This is a genomic window from Streptomyces sp. RLA012, assembly GCF_056270325.1.
This window is the reverse complement of the sequence record NZ_JBWDPA010000002.1, coordinates 7,983,629-8,003,593: the sequence shown is the minus strand read 5'-3', so window position 1 is coordinate 8,003,593 and position 19,965 is coordinate 7,983,629. Positions and strand designations below refer to the sequence as shown.

Below are 19,965 nucleotides of genomic sequence, written 5' to 3'. Positions count from 1 at the left end.
TCAGTTCTCCGCCGGGTCGAAGGCGTGGTCCGGGGTTCCGTGATCGGGGGTCTCGTGATCAGGGGTCCCGTTTTCGGGGGATTCATCTGCGGTCTCGTACGGCGCGCCTTCCAGTGCGGGCCGGTCCAGGACCGCGAGGACGCGCAGCAGCGGAAGTCCGGTGGTGTGCAGCTGGTCGAGGAGATCTGCCTGGTCGCCCGCGGTCTTCTCGACCTGCCGCTTGCGCCGGGTGCTCTCACCGGGCAGTGCGTCCAGGGACTCTTGGCGCCAGTCGGTCAGGCGCTTGCGGTAGTCGGCGAGCGGGACGCTGATCTGCCGCGCCCACTCCTCCTTGTACTGCTCCAGGTGCTCGCGAGCCCGCGCCACCGCGGCGGGCACCAGCGACTGCAAGTGCGCGAGGTCGCGCGGCCCGCCGGTGCGGGCGAGATCGGGGCGGACCTTCGCCGCGCGCAGGGCATCGGTCATCTCGCCCACCGGGACCTCGGGGTCGGCGCTGACGGCCATCCACCGCACGACAGTGGGGCGGCCGAGCGCGTTGGAGTAGATGCCCTGGATGAGGAAGGTGGGGTGCTCCACGTGCGGCGAGGTGATCACCGGCGCCTCCTGCCGCCCGAACTGCACCAGCACCTTGTCCGTGAGCCACTCCACCACCGGATGGATGTCGCTCAGATACGAGACCGTGGGCCAGATGGTGTCCGTCGCCTCACGGGCCTCGGTCAGCTTGTCCTGGGCGAGGCCGCGGTCGAAGGAGAGGATCATCCGTTCGGCCACGCCCTGCTCCTTCAGATAGGAGGGCGGCAGAGCCTTCAGGCGGCGCAGCAGGTCGGGGGCCATGTCCGGGGAGAGGGAGAAGTACGGGCGCTGCTTGGCGTCCTTGCTGCGCGACAGGCCGATGACGTCCTCGGCGTGGTCCTCGTACAGCTCCTCGAACGCCGTGGCGACGAAGGCCGCCGTGTCACCGTCGAACAACGAGGGGACTTCGGCGCGGTCCGGCAGCTCCTCCTCGGTGATGGTGTCCACCTGGCCGAACAGCCCGGCCAGGTCGGTGTCGTCGGCGGCGGGCGCGGAGTCGAGGAACTCCTCGACCGTGCCGCCCGCCATCAACTCCTTGATGAGACGGCGTTCTTCCTCGTCGGCGCGGTAGTAGCCGGTCTCCGCCTCCGCCGTGCCGCTCAGTTTGTGGGCCTCCTCCTCGCGGACGAGGAGCTTCTCGGCGACGGTCCTGTCGTCCTTGGCGCCCGGCTGTCCAGAGGTCAGGATCAGCGCCCGGAACTCCGGCTCGTGGCGCTGCCCGTACCGGTCGATGCGTCCGTTTCTCTGCTCGATGCGGATCAGCGACCACGGGATGTCGTAGTGGATCAGATGGTGGCACTGGCGGTGCAGGTTGACGCCCTCGGAGGCGACGTCACCGGCGAACAGCAGCCGCACCGGCGAGCCGGCGAGGCTGAACTCCTCCCGGATCACGCGCTGTTGTTCCTCGACAACGCCACTGTGCATGACGCGCACGGCCGCGTGGCCACCGTCCTTGCCGGGGGTGAAGCCGAGGCGCTCGGGGACCTTCGCGGCCAGCCAGGTGAGTGTCTCGACACGCTCGGAGAAGATCACCGCTCGCGTGTCGCTGCCCGGCTTCACGCCGATCTGTTCCAGCTGCTCGACGAGGGCGTCCAGTTTTGTCGAGTCCCCCGGAGCGCTGCCGTCACCCATCGAGCCGACGAGGGTACGCAGCCGGGCCAGGGCGGCCTGCTCACCATCGATCGCGGGGTCCGGTCGCTTGCCTTCGGCCACCGCGTCCGCCACCCGCTTGACCAGCGCCTTGACACGTCGATCGACCAGCTCTGCCAGCGCCTTGTGGGAGGAGAGGAACGTCTTGAGGACGTTGTACGCAAAGAGCGGATCGGTGCTCACCGAGGTCCGTTCCTGGTCCGCCGTACCGAACTCGGTGCTGGTGGACGGCGTGGGCAGCCAGTGCTCGGCGAGCTCCGCGAAGATCCGCTCCTCGGTCTCGTTGGCCGCGCAGCGCAGCGAGCGGGTGGGGCCCCGGTCCGCCCACTCCTTGCCGATGCCGTTGCGGACCTCGGGGCTGATCTTCGTGCGCCGGATGAAGAGGTGTCCGAGGTCCTCCGCCGGGTCGTAGTGATCGCGGTCCACGATGGCGGCGGGGTCCAGCAGGGACACCAGGTCGGCGAAGGAGCGCTTGTCACCGTTGTGCGGGGTGGCGCTGGCCAGGAGCAGGGCGTCGGTGCGCGGGGTGAGCGTCTCGGCCAGGGCTCGACGCTGACTGCCCTGGTTGATGAGGTTGTGGGACTCGTCGATGACGACCGCGTCCCACTGGATACGCTCCAGGTGGTGCCGGTACTGGCCGATGTTCTTGAGCGTGTCGACGGAGATGATGACGCGCTTGTAGTGGGTGAACGGATTGCGGCCCGCGGGAATCTCGCGCTGGATGCGCTGGATGCCCAGCGAGTCGAGCCGCACCAGGGGGATCGAGAACCGCGTCCACAGTTCGTGCTGGAACTGTTCCAGGACACTCTGCGGGGTCACGACGAGAATGCGCTCGCCGCGGCCCCGGCGGATCAGCTCGGCGAGGGTGAGCCCTATTTCGAGGGTCTTGCCGAGGCCGACGACGTCGGCGATCAGGATGCGGGGGCGGAGGTTGCGCATCGACAGGGCGAGCTCCGCGGGACGCTGCTGGTAGGGCAGCGGGTCGAGGAGGAAACGGTCGGCCAGGGCGAGCCCACGCTCGGTCTGCGGCAGCGGTGTCTTGCGCAGAACCGCTTCGAGGAAGAGCCGTCCGCGGCGGAAGTAGGAGGACGTGTCGGGGACCAGACGCGTCTTCTCCGGTTCCAGCAGCTCGACCGTGTCGATGCCGGTGAAGAACACGGCCTCCTCGTCCCGGACGAACTCCGAGACGCCGATGGCCTCGATGCGGTCACCGTCATGATCATGATCGGTCCGGCGCGCGATCCTGACCAGCCATTCCTCGTCCCGGACGAGGATCTGGGCCCCGGGTGGAAACCGATTCTGCCCCTGCTCTGTCACCCGTGGTCACTCCGTTGTCCGTGCCGGGAAATACGGTCCGCTCCGTACGCCCCGAGTCTTTCACGAGGCGTACGCGGGCCATGCGGGAATCCCGGCGGAATGGGGCTTTCGCCGGGAGGCGAGCGCGAGCGCCCCTCAGAAGCGGGCGTCGCTCGCGTAGGCGGCCCGCAGCTCCTCGGCGATCCGCAGCGGCGCGGAGAGCCGGACACCCCGCCGGGCGGGACGGTTCCCTTCGGGCCTCTGCGGGGTGGACCCGGCGGACGGGCCGCCATCGTCGGCAGGCGTTTCGCCGTCCGAAGCCGCGTCCTCGTCCACACCCTCGCCGTCTGAAACGTTCTCCCCGGGCGGCGGGACCTCGTCGTCCTCCCGTACGGCGACGTCGACCACGGTCGGGGTGTAAGCGGCCCGGCTCTCCGGAACCTCGGGAGGCTCGGGTGGCAGTGGCAGCTCGGGCAGGGCGGCCTCGGGGGTCAGCGCTGTGAGCCGATGCTTGGCCCGCACGGCGGTCAGCCCCTGCCCCGCGATGACCTGCACGAGCTGCTCGGTGACCTGGGGCAGCGTCGGCCGCTCGGCGGGGTCGAGGGCGAGCATCGAGGAGATCAGCGGTTCCAGCTCGAAAGGCAGCCCGCTAAGGTCCGGCGGGACAGCCGGGTCCTCGATCCGGCGTGCGATCGCCTGCCAGCTGGTGCCGGTGTAGGGGTAGTGGCCGGTGGCCGCGTACAGCAGGACCGCGCCCAGGGCGTAGACATCCGCGGACCGGTCGAGGTGCTGCCCGCCCTGCGTCTGCTCCGGCGGCATGCAGAGTACGGAGCCCACCACCACACCGGTCGCGGTGAGCGTCGAGCGCCGCTCGGCCAGCACCGCGAGGCCGAAGTCGATCACCTTGGGGCCGGTCGGAGCGAGCAGGATGTTCTGCGGCTTGAGGTCACGGTGCAGCAGTCCCGCCTCGTGCACGGTCCCGAGCCCTTCCGCGAGCAGTGCCCCGAGGCTGGCCGTCTCCACGAGCGCCAGCGGTCCCTGCTCGGCGACATACGCCAGGAGGTCGGGCCCGGGGACGAACTCGACGGCCAGCCAGGGGCGTTCCGCTTGGGCGTCGGCGGCGACGAAGGATGCGATGAACGGGCCGTACACCGTCTTGAGACTGTCCACTTCGAGCAAGAACCGAGCCCTGCTGTCCTCGTCGAGCACCGACGGCTTGATCACCTTCACCGCGACCAACTGGCCGGCCGGTGATTCGCCGAGGTAGACCTGCCCCATGCCTCCGGCGCCGAGCCGGCAGACGAGCGTGTACACGCCGATGATCCGCGGGTCGTCATCCCTCAATGGCTCCACTGTTTGCGGACCTTCCCTGTTCGGTGGTGATGTTGTCGGTCACCTGCGCATCCGACCCTGGTGTCCTGAGGGATTCCTGGCCGACCGGGGCGCGCATCCGGAGTGTATCGACGGCCCCTCGTGTCAGGCCGCTCCGCTCTCCTCCCAGCGGTCCTTGAACCAGCCCAGCGTCTTCAGGAGGAGCTCCCGGTTCTGCTCGTCCTCCAGCACGGAGAGCCGGAAACCGGGGCGCAGCTCCAGCTTTCCCTGCGGCAGGCAGACACCTTCCAGCTGATTCAGCCTGTCCAGCAGTTCGGCACGGAGCCGGCGCTCCGTGAAAGGCTCGCGCTTCGCCAGATGCTGGAAGACGATCTCAGCGGTGCCCCCTCGCCCACTGCCCGGGTAAAGGACCATGGGCCAGATGCCCCGGCCCGGGCCACCCGCACTCCCGAGCATCAGGAACGCGCTGGTCATGGCCGCGCCGGCACCATGACCTGTCCAGCCCCCGAGCCCCTCCCAACCGGCGATCAGCTCGCGCACGGCTGCCACGGTCGTGGGGGTGTCGTCCACCGCGAGCTGACGGAGGAACCTCGCGGCGCGCGTCTCCACGCCCGGCTGCTCCGCGCTCTCCCGTGCGGCCTCACCCACGCCGGCACCCTCGTCCGCTTCTTCGGCGCCTTCGGCGTCGACGACGAGTAGAGCAAGGTCGCCGCTGGTGAGGCGCTGGACCGGATCGGCGGCGCCCAGGGCCGTGAAGTGGACGCCGTCGGCGCGCAGCCGGGCGCGTACGTCACCGCCACCCTGCCCGGTCCACTGGAATCCGTCGGCCACCTTGCCGTCCGCGTTGAGCACACGGTACGCGTTGACCACTCCGTCGGTCTTGGCGAGGTAGTTGCCCACGGCTTGGGCCCCGGAGCCGACGTACGCTGCCAGATCTCCGTACGACGTCCAGGTGCCGTGCGGAAGCGCGGCGAGCACCTGGTGGGCCAGGCTCCAGTCGTGGCTGCGCTCAGCCCGCCCCACGCCGCGCAGCGGGGCGGGCCACAGCCGAATCGCCCGGTCGGCTAGGTCGTCGGCACGGGCCAGGATCTCCGCGGAACCCCAGCGCTCGGTGGCGGCGATATATCGGTTCATCTCCAGGTGGCTGCCGTGCAGCAAGCCCTGCTTGCGCTCGAAGGGATGGTTCGAGAGGGGGAACGTCGCCTCGTTCTGCGGGGACGGGGCGAGCACGACGGAGCCGAGGAAGTGTGTGCTCGCCGACGCACCGGAATCCAGGAGTTCGGTCTGTTCGAGGACGTCGTTCCACAGTTGAGCCAGCTGCTTCTCCGACCAGGAGTACGTGCGCTGGTAGAGCGGTACCTGGAACTGCTGAGTCCGGCCCTGCATCAAGTCGGCGAAGACAGTCTCTTTGGCCTGCACGGAAGTTCTCCTGGGACGAGGGCGGTAGGGCGGTCCGGGACAGACCCGATACGACTGGTGACAGCAGGACGACCTGTTTCTGGCCAATGGCCGATCCTCGTCCGAAGTCGGACAGCAGTCACCCATGACCGCTTCCTCCTCCACCCGCCGCACCGGAGTTCCCCAACGCGCCCGCCGGGTCGCGGTCCCATCGGTCGTCGGCCGGCATCCCCGGTGAGGAGCGGGCCGATAAGCAGCCCGCACAAAGCAGTTCGGCGGTCGGCGGCGGTGTAGTGCCAAGGGCTGCGGATATGGCTGAAGGCGCCGCCCCAGATGCTTGCGGTCTAACCGACTGGATTCGTTACCGTGTACGAGTCCACCCGCCTATCCCTCTCGGCGAAACCACCCGAAAGATTGCTAACCGGATTGAAATGCGCTAAAGGCACCATAGCCGCGAGCCGCGAGCCGCGAGCCGCGAGCCGCGAGCCGCGAGCCGCGAGCCGCGAGCCGCGAGCCGCGAGCCGCGAGCCGCGAGCCGCGAGCCGCGAGCCGCGAGCCGCGAGCCGCGAGCCGCGAGCCGCGAGCCGCGAGCCGCGAGCCGCGAGCCGCGAGCCACGAGCCGCGAGCCGCTGACCGAGTGGAGGACTGGGTTTGTTAGAGGCGGCGGCCTTGTTCGGTAGCCGACCGCTTCGCGTGCCCGTGGGGCATGACGCCCACCGCTGGAGCACCTTCCACAGCGAACGCATCCTGGTCGTAGCCGCCCGTACGGTCACCTCGACCGTACGCGTCCTCGAAACACTGCCGGCGCTCCTGCGCGGCGACAGTCGCGTGACCGTCGTCTTCGCCTACGACCCCACCTCCGCGTTCAACGCCGGTGTACTCGACCTCCTCCACGCCGCCGGGTGCCGGGTCGCTCCCTGGGAGCAGCTGGCGCACCTCGCCCCGGACCTCATCCTGTCCGCCAGCGAGAACATCGACGTGCCGGAGGGCGACTGCCCGGTGCTGGTCCTCCCGCACGGCGTCGGCTTTCAGAAGCTCGTGCCCGATTCACGGAGTACGCGCGAGAGGCTTTCCGGGGTCGTGCCGGATTCCCTGCTGGAGAGCGGGCGGGCCTGGCTCGCGGTCTCGCATCCGGCGCAGGAGGAGCAGTTGCTCGCCACCCATCCGAAGGCGGCCGGGCGCACGCTGCTTATAGGCGACCCGTGCTTCGACGAGTTGGTGGGCAGCCGGACGCGCAGGAAGGCCTACCGGGAGGCGCTGGGCGTCGCGGATCATCAGCGTCTGGTCATGGTCAGTTCCACCTGGGGGCCCACCTCCCTCCTCGGGAGCCATCCGGACCTGCTCCCGCGTCTCCTCGCGCACTTCCCCTGCGACGAGGCCCGGATCGGCGCGATCGTCCACCCCAATGTGTGGTCGGCCCACGGGGCCTGGCAGATCCGCACCCTGCAGGCCGCCGCGCTGGAGGCGGGGCTGCTGCTGATGCCGGCCGTCCATGCCTGGCGGCCCGCGCTCGTCGCCGCGGACGTCCTCGTGGGCGATCACGGCTCGGTGACGCTGTACGGGGCGGCGGCCGGTACGCCGCTGCTGCTGGCCGCGTTCGGCGGCGACGCGGTGCCGGGGACGGCTGTCCACAGCCTGGCGGCTGTCGCACCTCGGCTCGATCCGGGCGGGGATCTGCGCCAGCAGGTGGAGGATGTCGTACACGAGCACACGCCCCAGCGGTATGCGGCGGTCGCGGCAGAGGCCTTCGCCGAGCCGGGACATGCCCTCGCCCGGCTACGTGCCGCTCTCTACCAGCTGCTGAAACTCCCAGAACCGTCTTCCCCGCCGCCTACTTCCCTGGTACTGCCGGTGCCGGATCCGCCCGCCGCGCCGGTCAGCTCGTGGCAGGTGACCACCGTCGTCACCCGGGCCGGCACGATGCCGACCGTCACGGTGCACCGCATTCCGGCGACCGTCACCGCGTACGGCGAAGCCCGTCCGGACTCCCCCACCCGCTTCACCCATCTGGCCTGCGCGGACAACGAGCGCGACCTCCGGCTGACGGAGAGCGCCTCGGTACTCGTCCGGCCGGACCCCGCACCTACGCCAGTCGGTGCGCTGCGCTGGATCGAGGACGCCCTCACCCGACTACCCGGAAGCCTTCTCGCCGCCTCGGCGGTGCGCGGGAGCAGCTGTCTGGTCGGCCTCAGGGACGGCCGGGTCGTGGAGGCGGCGGTCACGGGCCCGGCGATGGACCCGGGCCTTCCGGCAGCGGTCGTCTACTCCTGTCTGCGCGCGGGCCTTGCGCTGGGCGATGCCGACGTGACGCTGCGGATCGGTGATGTGCGCGAGGAGGACGTCGTTCTGCGGCTTCGTCCCGCCCTGCCGCTCGGATAGCCGCCCATGCCCGCCTGCGAAGAACCGGCCTCAATCACCGAGGTCCGCCAACCGCCGCCGCAGCTCCTGCGCTCGGGAGTGATTGCCGAGCGCCTCGTGGATGTCGGCGGCCCGGCTCAGGCTCTCGCGCACCAGTTCCGCCCGGCCGCCCGCCCGCTGCGCGACGCCGGCGAGCTTTTCCAGGGCCTTCGCCTCGTACTCCATTCCCTTCGCCACGCTGCCCAGAACCCGGATCGCTTCTTGCAGATCACGGATGGCTTCCTCGGTGTCGCCGAGGTGACCGTGTACGACACCGATGGCAGCCCTCACCCGGGCGGCCATCCGTCGGTCGGGCTCCGCACGGCTCTCCAGCTCCTGCTGTGCCCGACGCAGCAGAGCCATGGCCTCCGTGTGATCGCCTCGGGCATCCAGTGCGCATCCGAGGAAGAAGGTGACGAGCGCGGCTCCACGGGTTTCCCCGGCCTGCTCGTTGAGTTCAAGGGAACGTCGATACGCCTCGACGGCGTCGGACGGCTCGACGGCATCCAGGTACCGGCCGAGGAATTCCTGCACCGAAGCACGCAGAGCGAGGCGATCGGTCGCGTCGGCGAGAGCAACGGCCCTCTCCAGTTGCTCTTTCGCGCAGTCGTTCTCACCGAGGTCCAGCAGCGGGCGCGACAGCAGGCTGCGCAGCCGGGCCTCGCCCGCCCTGGCCTCCTCCACGTCCTCCTCCGGCGTGTCATCGGAGGCCGCCGCTGCCGCAGCCGCCTCGATGCCCAGCTCCAGGGTTTCCCGCCATGCCCTGAGGTAGCGGTGGTACAGGAACAGCACCGAGAGCGCCTCGGCCAGTTGCCAGCCCAGGGTGTACAGCTCGCACCGGACGACCGCACGCAGGATCGCCAGGATGGCGGGGTGCTCGGCGTCCAGCCACTCCAACGGCGGCGGCCCGTCGGCGGCGGCGAACGGATCGTCGGCATCCCGCAGCAGGTCCGCAAGGCCTGCGATCCGCAACCGCTCCTTTCTGAGCGCCCGGTCGGCGAACGCGGTCAGGACGAGATAGTGCGTGCCCACCCGCTCCGTCAGCGCCGCCTGCTCGGGTTCCGGCTCCTCCTCGACCGCACGCTCCCTGGCATGCAGACGCACGAGATCGTGCATGCGGTACCAGCCGTCACGCATCGACTCCACCAGGCTCGCCTTCACGAGGGCGCGCAGCAGCCGCTTCGCGCTCCTCGTGTCGACGTCGGCGGCAACGGCGGCGACGCCGACGTCGAAGACGCCGAACGGCAGCCATCCGAGCAGCCGGTAGAGCCGGGCGGCGTCGGGCGGCAGCAGCCGATAGGAGGGACCCAGAACCGCGGACACCGAGGACTCCTCTCCGTCCAGTGCGAGCCCGGCCAGCCGACCGGCCTCGTCGTCGAGTTCGGTGGCCAGTTCCGCCATGCTCACGCTGTCACCGGTGACCAGACGCGCCGCCACGACCTGCAGGGCCACCGGCAGACCGCCGCACAGCTCCACCAGACGCTCCGCAGCCTCCCGCTCGGCCTCGACCGCCTCCTCACCACACTGGTCCTTCAGCAGCTCCAACCCGCCGTGTGGGTCCAGCGGGTCGACGTGGATCAGCCGGGCGACGTTTTTCATGGCCAGTTCACCGAGCCTGAGCTGACTCGTGGCCAGGACAGCGCTGCCTGGCCCCTTGGGGATCAGCGCGCGGACCTGCGCGGGGTGGTTCACATCGTCAAGGACGAGCAGGATCCGCAGGTTGGCCGTGCGCGACCGGAACTGGTTGGTGCGCTCCAAGAGCGAACTCGGCGTGCCGATGTCACCTCCCGGAAGCGACCGCAGACACATGGCCAGAGCCTCGGAGACATCCGCACCGGAACCGGTCATCGGTGTGACCTGGTCACGCAGGGCGGCGAAATCCACGTACAACTGGCCGTCCGGAAAAAGATCCTGGGCCGTTTCCGCCCACCGCCAGGCCATGGCCGTCTTGCCGACTCCTGGAGCTCCGTCCAGTACGTCGACAGCGACGGACCCGGGCCCCTCCACTTGAGCGCCGAGTCTCGCGTCCAGAGCGGCGAGTTCGGCCCTCCGATTGCTGTACTTCACGGTCATGAGAGGAACTTGGTCGGGTCTCACGGCAAGGTCCGAAGCGGGCGTTGGTGCCGACTGGACCTGGAAGGTCATGGCGCCGTAGATGTGCGAACCCTGGAAGGCCGGACCGTAGTTAGCACCTCCGCTGACCAGGTTGACGAAGGTACGTGACGCGTCCGGCGCCAGCGTGGACAACAGCTGCGCCAATTCTTCCGCCGCGCCGGGATCCCCCTGGAAGATCTCTTCCAGTCGCTGCCGCAGGCGCTCTTGGACCCGTTCCTGTGCAACGGCATCCCCTGCCGCCCGCGCCCTGTCCAACTCCGTGTGCTCCGCCTGAAGTTCCTCCTCGACGGCCTCACCCGGAGCGCGCCGCCCGAAGAACCGGACCAAGCCGCTCTTCGCCCGCTCCCAGGAATCCGACACGATCAGCCCGACGAGCGTCGTCGCGCCCGACGCGGCAAGAGCCGCCAACTCGGCTTCCACGCAGCCCCCTTCGACCACCCAGCCCCACAGAGCATTCGGACACCAACCGTAGAGAGATCTTGGACGCTTGGACAGTCAGGCTCGCTGCGCGCCCCGTGTCCTCCTCCCGCTCCAGACCACTAACCCGCTTCCCGCGAAGATCGTCAGCGGACGGAAAGCCGCATCTCGCTCGGGTGACCACCCTGACTTCGTGACGAGACACCGTCGTCCGAGCAGGCCGCAAAAGGCGCGCAGTCTAACGCCGAAGAACAACCCTGGGGACCGGTGTCACTGGATCGGAGAACGGGTGTCCGGGCTGAGCGAGGCTGAGCAACGAGGAGCCGGCGACAAGGGACATGAAGCTGGCGGTCACGCCCGCGCGTCCTGGCCCAGGCATCCGAACCCGATCCACCAACGACAAGGAATGAACGTGAGCATCGCCGTATCGACGACCACGGACAGCGGCAGCACCCAAGGCCTCCCTGCCCTTGCTTCCCATGTCGCTGGCGCCTCCTCGACGCCCTCGAACAGCGCCGACCTCGAGCACGAGGGCAGTCAGCTGTGCACCGTCCACCCGGCCTGGTGCACCGAGACCGGCGTCCACGACGCACACCTCGGAGCCAGGCACGTCGTCATGGGCAACGACGACAAGGAACTCGTGGACGCGCGCCTGCTGGACTTCTCCGGTTCGGATCCGGTCATCGGTCTGGGCGAGACGGACACGGACGCGGCTGAGGCCCGCGCAAAGGCGAAAGAGCTCCGCAAGTTCGCCGACGACCTTGAGACCCTCGCGGACACGATGGACGCCTCAACCAATGGCGATCGGCCAAGTAGTCCGGACATAGCCTGCCCCGACGGCGTCTCCTTCTGCACGGGAGACCCGACGGACCACGGGAACCCGGACGAGCGCTTTCACCGCGGCCGGCTCACCGCCATGGGCGCCCACCGCCCCTACGCCGGTCGGCACGGGGACGGCATCATGGCCTTCCACCTGTCCCAGATCAACGATGAGACCCCGGGCTCGACTTCGTCGCCGGCGGCGACTGGCCGACGCTCCCCCTCGAAGAGGTCGACGAACTGATCAGCGACATGAGCGCCCACCTGGCGAGACTCCGGACTGCACGTACGCAGATCGCTGACCTGATAGTCGGGCGGACCTGCGAGACGGCCGCGACTCCCGGCCGCGCTTGGACGTACGACGACAGGTACGGCACCTGGCATACCGTCACCTGCCCGTCCTGGTGCACGACGGACCACACCGACGACATGGACGGCACGCGCCACCCAGCCGACGTCCACCACGCGCTGTACGGCGCTGTGGCCTACGCCGAATACACCGAGGGTTACGAGGACTACAGGTCCTGGCAGTTGCTCAGCGCGCACCTCGCCGTGAGTCCGGACTCAACAGCCAGCCCGGCGTACCGAGTCCCGCACGTTCTGGTCGAAGTGGCCGCCGATATGTACACGCGCCCCATGGATCCGGACCAGCTGGCCGAGTTCATCGAAACGGTGGCCGGGCAGCTCGAAGAGCTTCGCACGATGCATCCCCGGCTCACTGCAGCTCGCGCCGAATGGGCCGCACGGACCGACACGACGGCCAACGCCGAGGCTGCGTGATCCCGCCGAGCCACGACCAACTCCGATGCCAGCGACTCCAGCGCCATGGTTCGGCGGCTGTCACGAACGACCAGTTCAAAGGCCCTACAGCTCCTCTGCTCCAGGGACTTTTCAGGGACTTTCAGTGTTGTCCGAGGGACTCCCGAGGGATTTTTCTCCGCCTAACCGAGCAAGCCCCTGAAAGCTCGGAAAGGGCCTCCGACGCAGGTCAGAGGCCCTTTACCAGGCAAAGCCGCAGGTGGCGGCAGACGAGTCGGGCTATACGCCGGGTTCTGTCGCCCGGGCGCCTCGCGGCGGCCGGGGAGACGGCCATCCATCTAGGACCGGCGTTGCCGCCGGTCTCGTGCGGTCTACCCGCGGACTCGGGCGGGCAGCCCTCGAACGTCCGCGCAGAGCACTTTTTACGGCGCTCCTTTTGACCTTGCTCCGGGTGGGGTTTACCTAGCCGCCTGAGTCACCTCAGGCGCTGGTGGTCTCTTACACCACCGTTTCACCCTTACCGAGGACCGAGGTCCCCGGCGGTCTGCTTTCTGTGGCACTGTCCCGCGGGTCACCCCGGGTGGCCGTTAGCCACCACCCTGCCCTGTGGAGCCCGGACGTTCCTCGGAGAGGTCCACAAGAACCTCCACGCGGCCGTCCGCCCGGCTCGTCTGCCGTGTGGACCATGGTACCGGGCGGGTGACCCTCTTCGGTCCGGACTTCGGTCCGGAGGCCGCCGTGGCAAGGAACGAGCCCGCCAGGATCAGGGCGAAGGACACCGCGACGGCCGCCGTCAGGGACTCGATCAGGTAGGGGATGCCCCAGAGGACTCCCATCAGGGAGAAGAGGGTGAGCGAGGGGCTCAGAGGAAGTCCGTCGTGTCCAGCTCGAAGGCGAACGGTTCCGGGAGGGCGAGCGGCTTGCCGAAGGGGAGCGTGCAGTGTTGCCGGTAGTCGTCCCGTTGCGGGTCGCTGAACAGCGTCACCGAGGAGTCGTCCCGGTCGACGAGCAGGTAGAGCGGGATGCCGCCGCGGGCATAGCAGCGGCGTTTGGCCTCGCGGTCGGCCCCCGGCTTCGTGGACGTGACCTCAAGGACCATGGCGACACCCTCGCAGGGCATCCAGGGTTCGGCGCCCCGGTAGAGACGCATCTCCTGGGGCGCGAAGGTGCCGTCCGGGATCGCGTGGTTCTTCGGGCAGGCGCCGCCGCTCTTCAGTTTCAGGCCCTTGTTCCCGGAGAACTGCATGTCGGTCTTGGACCGCCTGATCACCTGGATCACGATCAGGCTGATGTAGTCCTCGTGGTCCCCGTCCGGCGGCGGCGTCACGACAATCTCCCCGTCGATCAGTTCCGCCCGGAAACCCTCCGGGGTGTCCAGGGCCAGAAAGCCCTCCAGCAGGACCTCCGCCTGCGTGAGCGGCTCATGTGCCATGGCAGTCATGTCACGCCCCTCCTTCGGTCGCTCGCCAGACTGGGACATCGAGTGATCACCTGTCCATGAGATCGGGAACCCTTCCCTCGATCGTGGCACAAGGCCACGGACGCCGTCAGGCTTCGCCCGCCCGGCGCGCGCCGTCGCTTGACCCTGTCGCAGCGTCAACGTTTCTACTGGGGTCATGCGGATCGGAGAACTCGCCACGGCCGTCGGTGTCACGACGCGGACCGTGCGGCACTACCACCACCTCGGGCTGCTGCCCGAGCCCGAGCGGCGCTCCAACGGCTACCGCGACTACGGGCTGCGGCACGCCGTCGTCCTCGCCCGGATCCGGCGGCTGACCGAGCTGGGACTCGGGCTCGCCGAGGTGCGGGACGTGCTCGCGGACGACGCCGGCCGTGAGCTCGCCGAGGTGCTCGCGGAGCTGGACGAGGACCTGGCGCGGCAGGAGGAGGCGATCCGGGAGCGGCGGGAGCGGCTGCGCGCGCTGATGCGCCAGGGGGTGTCCGCCGAAGGGCCCGTCTCGCCCGAACTGGCCGCGCTGTTCGGCGAGATGGCCCACAGCGCCGAGTCCGCCATGGCCGCGAAGGACCGTGAGATGCTGGCCCTCATCGAGATGACGGCGCCCCCGGAGGAGCGGGAACGGATGCTGGCGGTGCTGCGCGACGCCTTCGAGGCACCGGGCGCGGCGGCGCGGGCGCACCAAGCCTACGCGCTGCTCGACGACATCGCGGACGCGGATCCCGGCGACCCGCGCGTGGACGAGGCCGCCCGGGCGCTCGCCGACTGCCTGCCGGACGCCCTGTTGCCCGGGGGCACGGTGGACGACGACAACAGCTTCCTGCGCGCCTTCTTCGCCGACTTCCCGCCGGCCCAGGCGGAGGCGATCCGCCGCACGATGCGGATGATCGCGGAGCGACAGCGTACGGACAGGAGCGCGCCATGAGGACCCCGTACGGACTTCTACGACTACTACGACCCCTGCGACCGCTACCACTACTACGACCGCTACGACCGCTGCGGCGGCTCCTCGCGCACGAGATGCGGCTGATCGCGAGCCTCGGGCGGTGGGTGGCCCGGCGGCCCGACGGGGTCGGTGAGGGGCGCGGGTTCGGGTATGCGCGCGGGCAGGCCGCGATGTTGTTCGGGTTCGCGTTCGTCTGTGTCGTGGAGACCGTCGGCATGTCCGTGCTGCTGCGTGACTGGCCCCTCACGCATCGGGTCGTCCTCGTCCTCGATGTCTACACGGTGGTCTTCCTGATCGGCCTGTACGCGGCCTGCGTGACCCGGCCGCACGTGCTGGACTCCACCGCTCTGCGGGTGCGCAACGGCGCCCATGTCGACCTGCGGATACCGCTGGAGAACGTCACCTCCGTACGCCGCGAACTGCGCGCCACCCACGAGTCGGCGGAGGGCGAACTGAACCTCCCCGTGGGCGCGCAGACCGAGGTGACTCTCGAACTGGCCTTCCCGGTGCGGCACTTCACCTTCCTGGGCCGGGAACAGGCCGTACATCTCGTACGTCTCCACGCGGACGACCCCGACGAACTGGTCCGGAGCCTCACGCGGGCGCGAACCGTACCTTCGCCGCTCCCGGGTCGGCCTGCGTGAGCCGTACCCGCAGCCGCTCCCCCAGCGGCAGCCTGGCCGTGCCGCCCGCGAGGCGGGCCACCACCGCCGGAGACTCCAACTGGACGGTACCCACGGTGGGTTGACGCTCCTCCACGTCCACCACGCAGCCGTCGAAGATGTCCCCGACCCGGTCCTTGAGGAGCGCGGCCTCGACGATGTCGACGCACTCGCGTTCCACGGTGCCCGCGCGCCGGGAGCCCTCGGCCATCTCCTTGGGGAGGGTGTCGAGGGCGGCGAGGACCCAGTCGGGGGACGGTTCGTTCGCGGCGGCGGCCAGGCAGAGTTCCGAGGCGTAGCGGTCGACGAGGCGGCGCAGGGGGGCCGTGCAGTGGGCGTAGGGCGCGGCGACGGCGGCGTGCGAGGTGACCTCGGGGAGCAGTCCGTCGCGGAAGACCGTGTAGCCCGCGCCGCGCAGCAGTGTCGTGCACTCCTGGAGGAAGGCCGCGTGGTGCGGCCGGTGCGGGTCGAGGGAGCGGATGAGCTGCGCGTACGAGACGTGGTGCGGCCAGTCGATGCGCAGGGCCCTGGCCGTACGGCGCAGGCGGCCGACCGCGCCGTCGGGGGCGGCGGGCAGGGTGCGCAGGACGCCCGTGCCGTGCGCGAGCATCAGGTCGGCCGCCGCCATCCCGGTGAGCAGCGAGATCTGCGCGTTCCAGGCGTCGGCGGGGAGCGGGGCGCGGTAGACGAGTTCGTACGTCCCGTCCTTCTCGACGATCTCCTGCTCGGGGACGTTGAGGGAGATCCCGCCGCGCTCCACCTCCAGGCGCTCGCGCAGCCTCCCGATGTCCTTGAGGAGGGCGAGCGGCTCCTCCGCCGTCCCGTTGTCGATCCACTTCTGTGCGTGCTCGTAGTCGAGTTTGGCGCGGCTGCGGACGAGGGCCCGGCGTACGTCGGCCCTCTCCGTGCGGCCGTCGGTGTCCAGGTCGATCGTCCAGAGCACGGCCGGGCAGGTCTGGTCGGGGAGGAGGCTGGCGGTGCCCTCGGAGAGCAGGATCGGGTGGAGGGGGACCTTCTCGTCCGGGAAGTAGAGGGTCGTCACGCGGCGGTGCGCCTCGGCGTCCAGGGCACCCCCGGGCGCGACGAAGGCGGCGATGTCGGCGATCGCGTACCGGACGCGGTAGCCGCCGCCGTTCTCGCGGCGGGACAGGTGCATCGCCTGGTCGAGGTCGGTGGACGTCGGCGGGTCGATGGTGAAGAAGGGGATGTCCGTGGCGTCGTAGGAGGGCAGGCGGGGCGGCCGGGCGGTCTCCTCCAGTACGCCGGGCGGGAAGCTCTCGGGCACACCGAGCTCGGTGCGCAGGGCGCACAGGGCGGCCTGCAGAGGAGCCTGCGGTGCACCGGTGGCACGGATGTGGCGGCACGGCATGGGTCGAGCGTAGGTCGCGCGCAGGCGGGCGGCACCCCGAGCGCCTTCCGGGGCCGGGAGCACCCTTTAGGCTGGCGCCGGGCCATACCCACCGTTAGGAGAACACCACCGTGCTCGTGCTGCTGCCGCCCTCCGAGGGCAAGGCACCCTCCGGCCGGGGAACCGCGCTGAAGCTGGAGTCGCTGTCCCTGCCCGGACTCACCGAGGCGCGTCAGGCCGTCCTCGACGAGCTGGTGGAGCTGTGCGCCGGCGACGAGGAGAAGGCCCGTGAGGTGCTCGGGCTGAGCGAGGGGCTGCGCGGCGAGGTCGCCAAGAACACGGGGCTGCGCACCGCGGGGGCGCGCCCGGCCGGGGAGATCTACACGGGGGTCCTGTACGACGCCCTGGACCTGGCCTCGCTGGACACGGCCGCCAAGCGGCGCGCGGGCCGCTCGCTGCTGGTGTTCTCGGGGCTGTGGGGGGCGGTCCGGGTGACGGACCGGATCCCGTCGTACCGCTGCTCGATGGGGGTGAAGCTGCCGGGACTCGGGGCGCTGGGCACCCACTGGCGTACGCCGATGGCCACGGCGCTGCCCGAGGCGGCCGGCGACGGGCTGGTGCTCGACCTGCGGTCCTCGGCGTACACGGGCGCGTGGAAGCCGAAGGGCGAGGTGGCCGGGCGGACGGCGACGGTACGGGTGCTGCACGCGCCCACCCGGAAGGTGGTCAGCCACTTCAACAAGGCGACGAAGGGGCGGATCGTACGGAGTCTGCTGGCGACGGGCGCGGCGCCCGCGGATCCGGCGGAGCTGGTGGAGATGTTGCGGGACCTCGGGTACGAGGTGGAGGCGCAGGCGCCCGCGCGGGCGGGGACGGCCTGGGCGCTGGATGTGCTGGTGAACGAGGTGCACTAGAGGTGCGCCAGAGGTGCGCCAGAGGTGCGCCAGAAGCGCGCTGCGGGCGCGCTGGAGGCGCACCGGAAGTGCCGTTGCAGCATGTGCAACGCCCTTTGCGCATGGTGCTTGACGAGGGCACGATGAGGCCCATGACCTCACCGCTGCCCTCGGTTCCCGCCGTCTCCGTACTGGATCTCGCCCCGGTGCTCCCCGTCGTCGTGGTGCACCGGGTCGAGGACGCCGTACCCCTGGCAACGGCACTGGTCGCGGGCGGCCTGCCCGCGATAGAGGTGACCCTGCGGACGCCGGTCGCGCTCGACGCCATCCGGGCGATCGCGGACGGGGTGCCGGGCGCGGTGGTCGGCGCGGGCACCGTCATCTCGCCCGCGCAGGTGACGGAGTGCGTGACCGCGGGTGCCCGCTTCCTGGTCAGCCCGGGCTGGACGGACGTCCTGCTCGATGCCATGAAGGCCTCCGGGGTGCCGTTCCTGCCGGGGGTGTCCACGGCCTCGGAGGTGGTGGCGCTGCTGGAGCGCGGGGTGCGGGAGATGAAGTTCTTCCCGGCGCAGGCCGCGGGCGGGACGGCGTTCCTCAAGTCGCTGGCCGGACCGTTGCCGCAGGCGCGGTTCTGCCCGACGGGCGGCATCGGCCCCACCTACGCGCCGGACTACCTCGCACTCCCCAACGTCGGGTGCGTGGGCGGGACATGGATGCTTCCCGAGGAGGCGATCGCGGCGCGGGACTGGGGGCACGTGGAGAGCCTGGCGCGTGCGGCGGCCGCGCTCGGGCCACGCGGCTGACGACCGGGCGGGTGCCGGTGGTGAACCGGACGCGTGGGGGCAGCACATCGTGGAGAACCTGCGGGCCCGCGCCGTGCGCAGCCCCGATCCCCGACTCGACTCCCTGGCCGAGGAGTTGGCCGAGGAATTGGCCGAGGAATTGGCCGAGGAATTGGCGGAGCACGTACCGGCGAGCGAGCCCGGCACCGACCACCTCGGCTTCGCCGTACCGCTGCGACTGCGGTGCGCGGAGGGCGAGTTGAGACTGCTCACCACCCTGACGTCGTTCGCGACGGCGGTGGACGCCACGCCGGCCGAACTGCACCTGGAGGCGTTCCTGCCGACGGACCGGGAGACCGCGGAGATCCTCCGGGCCCGTGCCGCTCGGCGCGGGTGATCTCCGGGCCCGGGGCGCTCAGCGCAGGTGCGAGGTGTCGTTGAAGAGACGCAGGCTGGCGTTGCCGTCCGCGTAGTACGCCACCGCCGAGAGGGCGGCCGCGGAGAGTTCCATGCGGTACAGGGACTCCGGCGGGGCACCGATCGCGAGCCGTACGAGGGTCTTGATCGGGGTGACGTGGGTGACGAGGAGGACGGTACGGCCCGCGTAGGAGGCGATGAGCCGGTCGCGGGTGGTGGCGATACGGCGGGCGGTCGCCGCGAAGCTCTCGCCGCCGCCGGTCGGTTCGGCCTTCGGGGAGGCGAGCCAGGTCTTCAGGTCGTCGGGGTGGCGTTCCTGCACCTCGGCGAAGGTGAGGCCCTCCCAGGCGCCGAAGTCCGTCTCGCGCAGGCCGTCTTCGATGGCGACGTCCAGTCCCAGGCGGGCGGCGACGGCGGCGGCGGTCTGGCGGGTGCGGGTGAGTGGCGACGCCACGATCGCCTGGACGGTGCCGCGAGCGGCCAGCGCGGTGGCGGCGCGCTCGGCCTGTTCCCGGCCCACGTCCGAGAGCGACGGGTCGGTGCCGCCGCTGCCGGAGAAGCGCTTCTGTGGGGTGAGGGGGGTCTCGCCGTGGCGCAGGAGTACGAAGGTGGTGGGGGCGCCCATGTCGGGGGCCGCGCCCCAGCCGGTCGACGGTGCCGGCGTGGCCACGTTGTGCGCGGCCCGCGCGTCGTCCTCGGCCTTCACGGCCCCGCGCCCCTTACCGGGCGCTGCGGAACCCGGCGTCAGCAGTTCCGCCGTCGATGCCGACGGGGACCACTGCTCGCCCCGCCTGCCCGCGTCCATCGCCTCGTTGGCGAGGCGGTCCGCGTGCTTGTTGCGCTCGCGCGGCATCCACTCGTAGGTGACCTGGGCAGGCGGCAGGACCCGGGACGCCTCCGCGGCCAGGGGCTTCATGTCGGGGTGCTTGATCTTCCAGCGGCCCGACATCTGCTCGACGACGAGCTTGGAGTCCATACGGACCCGGACCGAGGCCGCCGGGTCCAGTTCGTGGGCCGCGCGAAGGCCCGCGACCAGGCCCCGGTACTCGGCGACATTGTTGGTGGCGATGCCGATGTACTCGGCACGCTCCGCCAGGGTCTCCCCCGTGGCCGCGTCGACGACCACGGCGCCGTACCCCGCGGGCCCCGGGTTGCCCCGGGAACCCCCGTCGGCCTCGACGATGAACTCCCGCACTCCCCAGGCCC

15 protein-coding genes and 1 other RNA gene are annotated in these 19,965 nt (G+C 70.5%); 8 read left to right on the top strand and 8 right to left on the bottom strand.

Going from position 1 to position 19,965, the window contains the following annotated elements:
- The 3 genes from RV986_RS36710 to RV986_RS36700 form a co-directional block, all read right to left on the bottom strand.
- Entirely contained in the window at positions 1–3,039 is a 3,039-nt protein-coding gene (locus RV986_RS36710; RefSeq protein ID WP_475921484.1) for an SNF2-related protein, read from the bottom strand.
- 135 nt (positions 3,040–3,174) lie between these two features.
- Entirely contained in the window at positions 3,175–4,371 is a 1,197-nt protein-coding gene (locus tag RV986_RS36705) for a serine/threonine-protein kinase (RefSeq protein ID WP_475921483.1), read from the bottom strand.
- A gap of 123 nt (positions 4,372–4,494) precedes the next feature.
- Positions 4,495–5,769 (bottom strand): GmrSD restriction endonuclease domain-containing protein, encoded by a 1,275-nt coding sequence (locus RV986_RS36700; RefSeq protein WP_475921482.1) that lies wholly within the window; start codon positions 5,767–5,769, stop codon positions 4,495–4,497.
- A 672-nt stretch (positions 5,770–6,441) separates the two neighbouring features.
- On the opposite strand from RV986_RS36700, the gene RV986_RS36695 reads away from it, so the two are divergent.
- A complete protein-coding gene (locus RV986_RS36695) occupies positions 6,442–8,127 on the top strand; it encodes a hypothetical protein (protein ID WP_475921481.1) in 1,686 nt (561 codons plus the stop codon).
- Between the two features lie 30 nt (positions 8,128–8,157).
- On the opposite strand, the gene RV986_RS36690 is transcribed toward RV986_RS36695, so the two are convergent.
- Positions 8,158–10,680: an NB-ARC domain-containing protein gene (locus tag RV986_RS36690; protein ID WP_475921480.1), complete on the bottom strand. Its 2,523-nt coding sequence runs from the start codon at positions 10,678–10,680 to the stop codon at positions 8,158–8,160.
- Positions 10,681–11,089: 409 nt separating this feature from the next.
- On the opposite strand from RV986_RS36690, the gene RV986_RS36685 reads away from it, so the two are divergent.
- Both RV986_RS36685 and RV986_RS36680 read left to right on the top strand, forming a co-directional pair.
- On the top strand, positions 11,090–11,740 hold the full coding sequence (locus RV986_RS36685) for a hypothetical protein (protein ID WP_475921479.1): 651 nt from the start codon (positions 11,090–11,092) through the stop codon (positions 11,738–11,740).
- An 8-nt stretch (positions 11,741–11,748) separates the two neighbouring features.
- Complete coding sequence (locus tag RV986_RS36680) at positions 11,749–12,276, top strand: DUF6907 domain-containing protein (RefSeq protein ID WP_475921478.1); 528 nt, start codon at positions 11,749–11,751, stop codon at positions 12,274–12,276.
- Between the two features lie 245 nt (positions 12,277–12,521).
- Here RV986_RS36680 and rnpB read toward each other — a convergent pair.
- Positions 12,522–12,925, bottom strand: an RNA gene (rnpB, locus tag RV986_RS36675) — RNase P RNA component class A.
- Positions 12,926–13,117: 192 nt separating this feature from the next.
- Positions 13,118–13,687 carry a Uma2 family endonuclease gene (locus RV986_RS36670; RefSeq protein WP_475924565.1) on the bottom strand — a complete coding sequence of 190 codons (570 nt, stop codon included), beginning with the start codon at positions 13,685–13,687 and terminating at the stop codon, positions 13,118–13,120.
- 184 nt (positions 13,688–13,871) lie between these two features.
- On the opposite strand from RV986_RS36670, the gene RV986_RS36665 reads away from it, so the two are divergent.
- Together RV986_RS36665 and RV986_RS36660 are read left to right on the top strand one after the other, a co-directional pair.
- Positions 13,872–14,636: a MerR family transcriptional regulator gene (locus tag RV986_RS36665; RefSeq protein WP_475921477.1), complete on the top strand. Its 765-nt coding sequence runs from the start codon at positions 13,872–13,874 to the stop codon at positions 14,634–14,636.
- A complete protein-coding gene (locus RV986_RS36660; RefSeq protein WP_475921476.1) occupies positions 14,633–15,301 on the top strand; it encodes a hypothetical protein in 669 nt (222 codons plus the stop codon). Before RV986_RS36665 ends, RV986_RS36660 begins: the two co-directional genes overlap by 4 nt.
- Here the strand turns inward: RV986_RS36660 and RV986_RS36655 are convergent.
- Positions 15,252–16,688, bottom strand: a complete 1,437-nt coding sequence (locus tag RV986_RS36655) for an RNB domain-containing ribonuclease (protein ID WP_475921475.1) — start codon at positions 16,686–16,688, stop codon at positions 15,252–15,254. The two genes, RV986_RS36660 and RV986_RS36655, sit on opposite strands and share 50 nt — an antisense overlap.
- 110 nt (positions 16,689–16,798) lie before the next feature.
- On the opposite strand from RV986_RS36655, the gene yaaA reads away from it, so the two are divergent.
- From yaaA to RV986_RS36640, 3 genes are all read left to right on the top strand, one after another.
- Positions 16,799–17,581, top strand: a complete 783-nt coding sequence (gene yaaA / locus RV986_RS36650) for a peroxide stress protein YaaA (protein WP_475921474.1) — start codon at positions 16,799–16,801, stop codon at positions 17,579–17,581.
- A 131-nt stretch (positions 17,582–17,712) separates the two neighbouring features.
- Positions 17,713–18,363, top strand: coding sequence for a bifunctional 4-hydroxy-2-oxoglutarate aldolase/2-dehydro-3-deoxy-phosphogluconate aldolase (eda, locus tag RV986_RS36645; protein ID WP_475921473.1), 651 nt, complete (start codon positions 17,713–17,715; stop codon positions 18,361–18,363).
- Entirely contained in the window at positions 18,332–18,739 is a 408-nt protein-coding gene (locus tag RV986_RS36640) for a hypothetical protein (protein ID WP_475921472.1), read from the top strand. The genes eda and RV986_RS36640 overlap by 32 nt, the downstream gene beginning before the upstream one ends.
- Positions 18,740–18,757: 18 nt before the next feature.
- Here the strand turns inward: RV986_RS36640 and RV986_RS36635 are convergent, their stop codons facing one another.
- Positions 18,758–19,954, bottom strand: coding sequence for a bifunctional RNase H/acid phosphatase (locus RV986_RS36635; protein WP_475921471.1), 1,197 nt, complete (start codon positions 19,952–19,954; stop codon positions 18,758–18,760).
- Between the last annotated feature and the right edge of the window lie 11 nt (positions 19,955–19,965).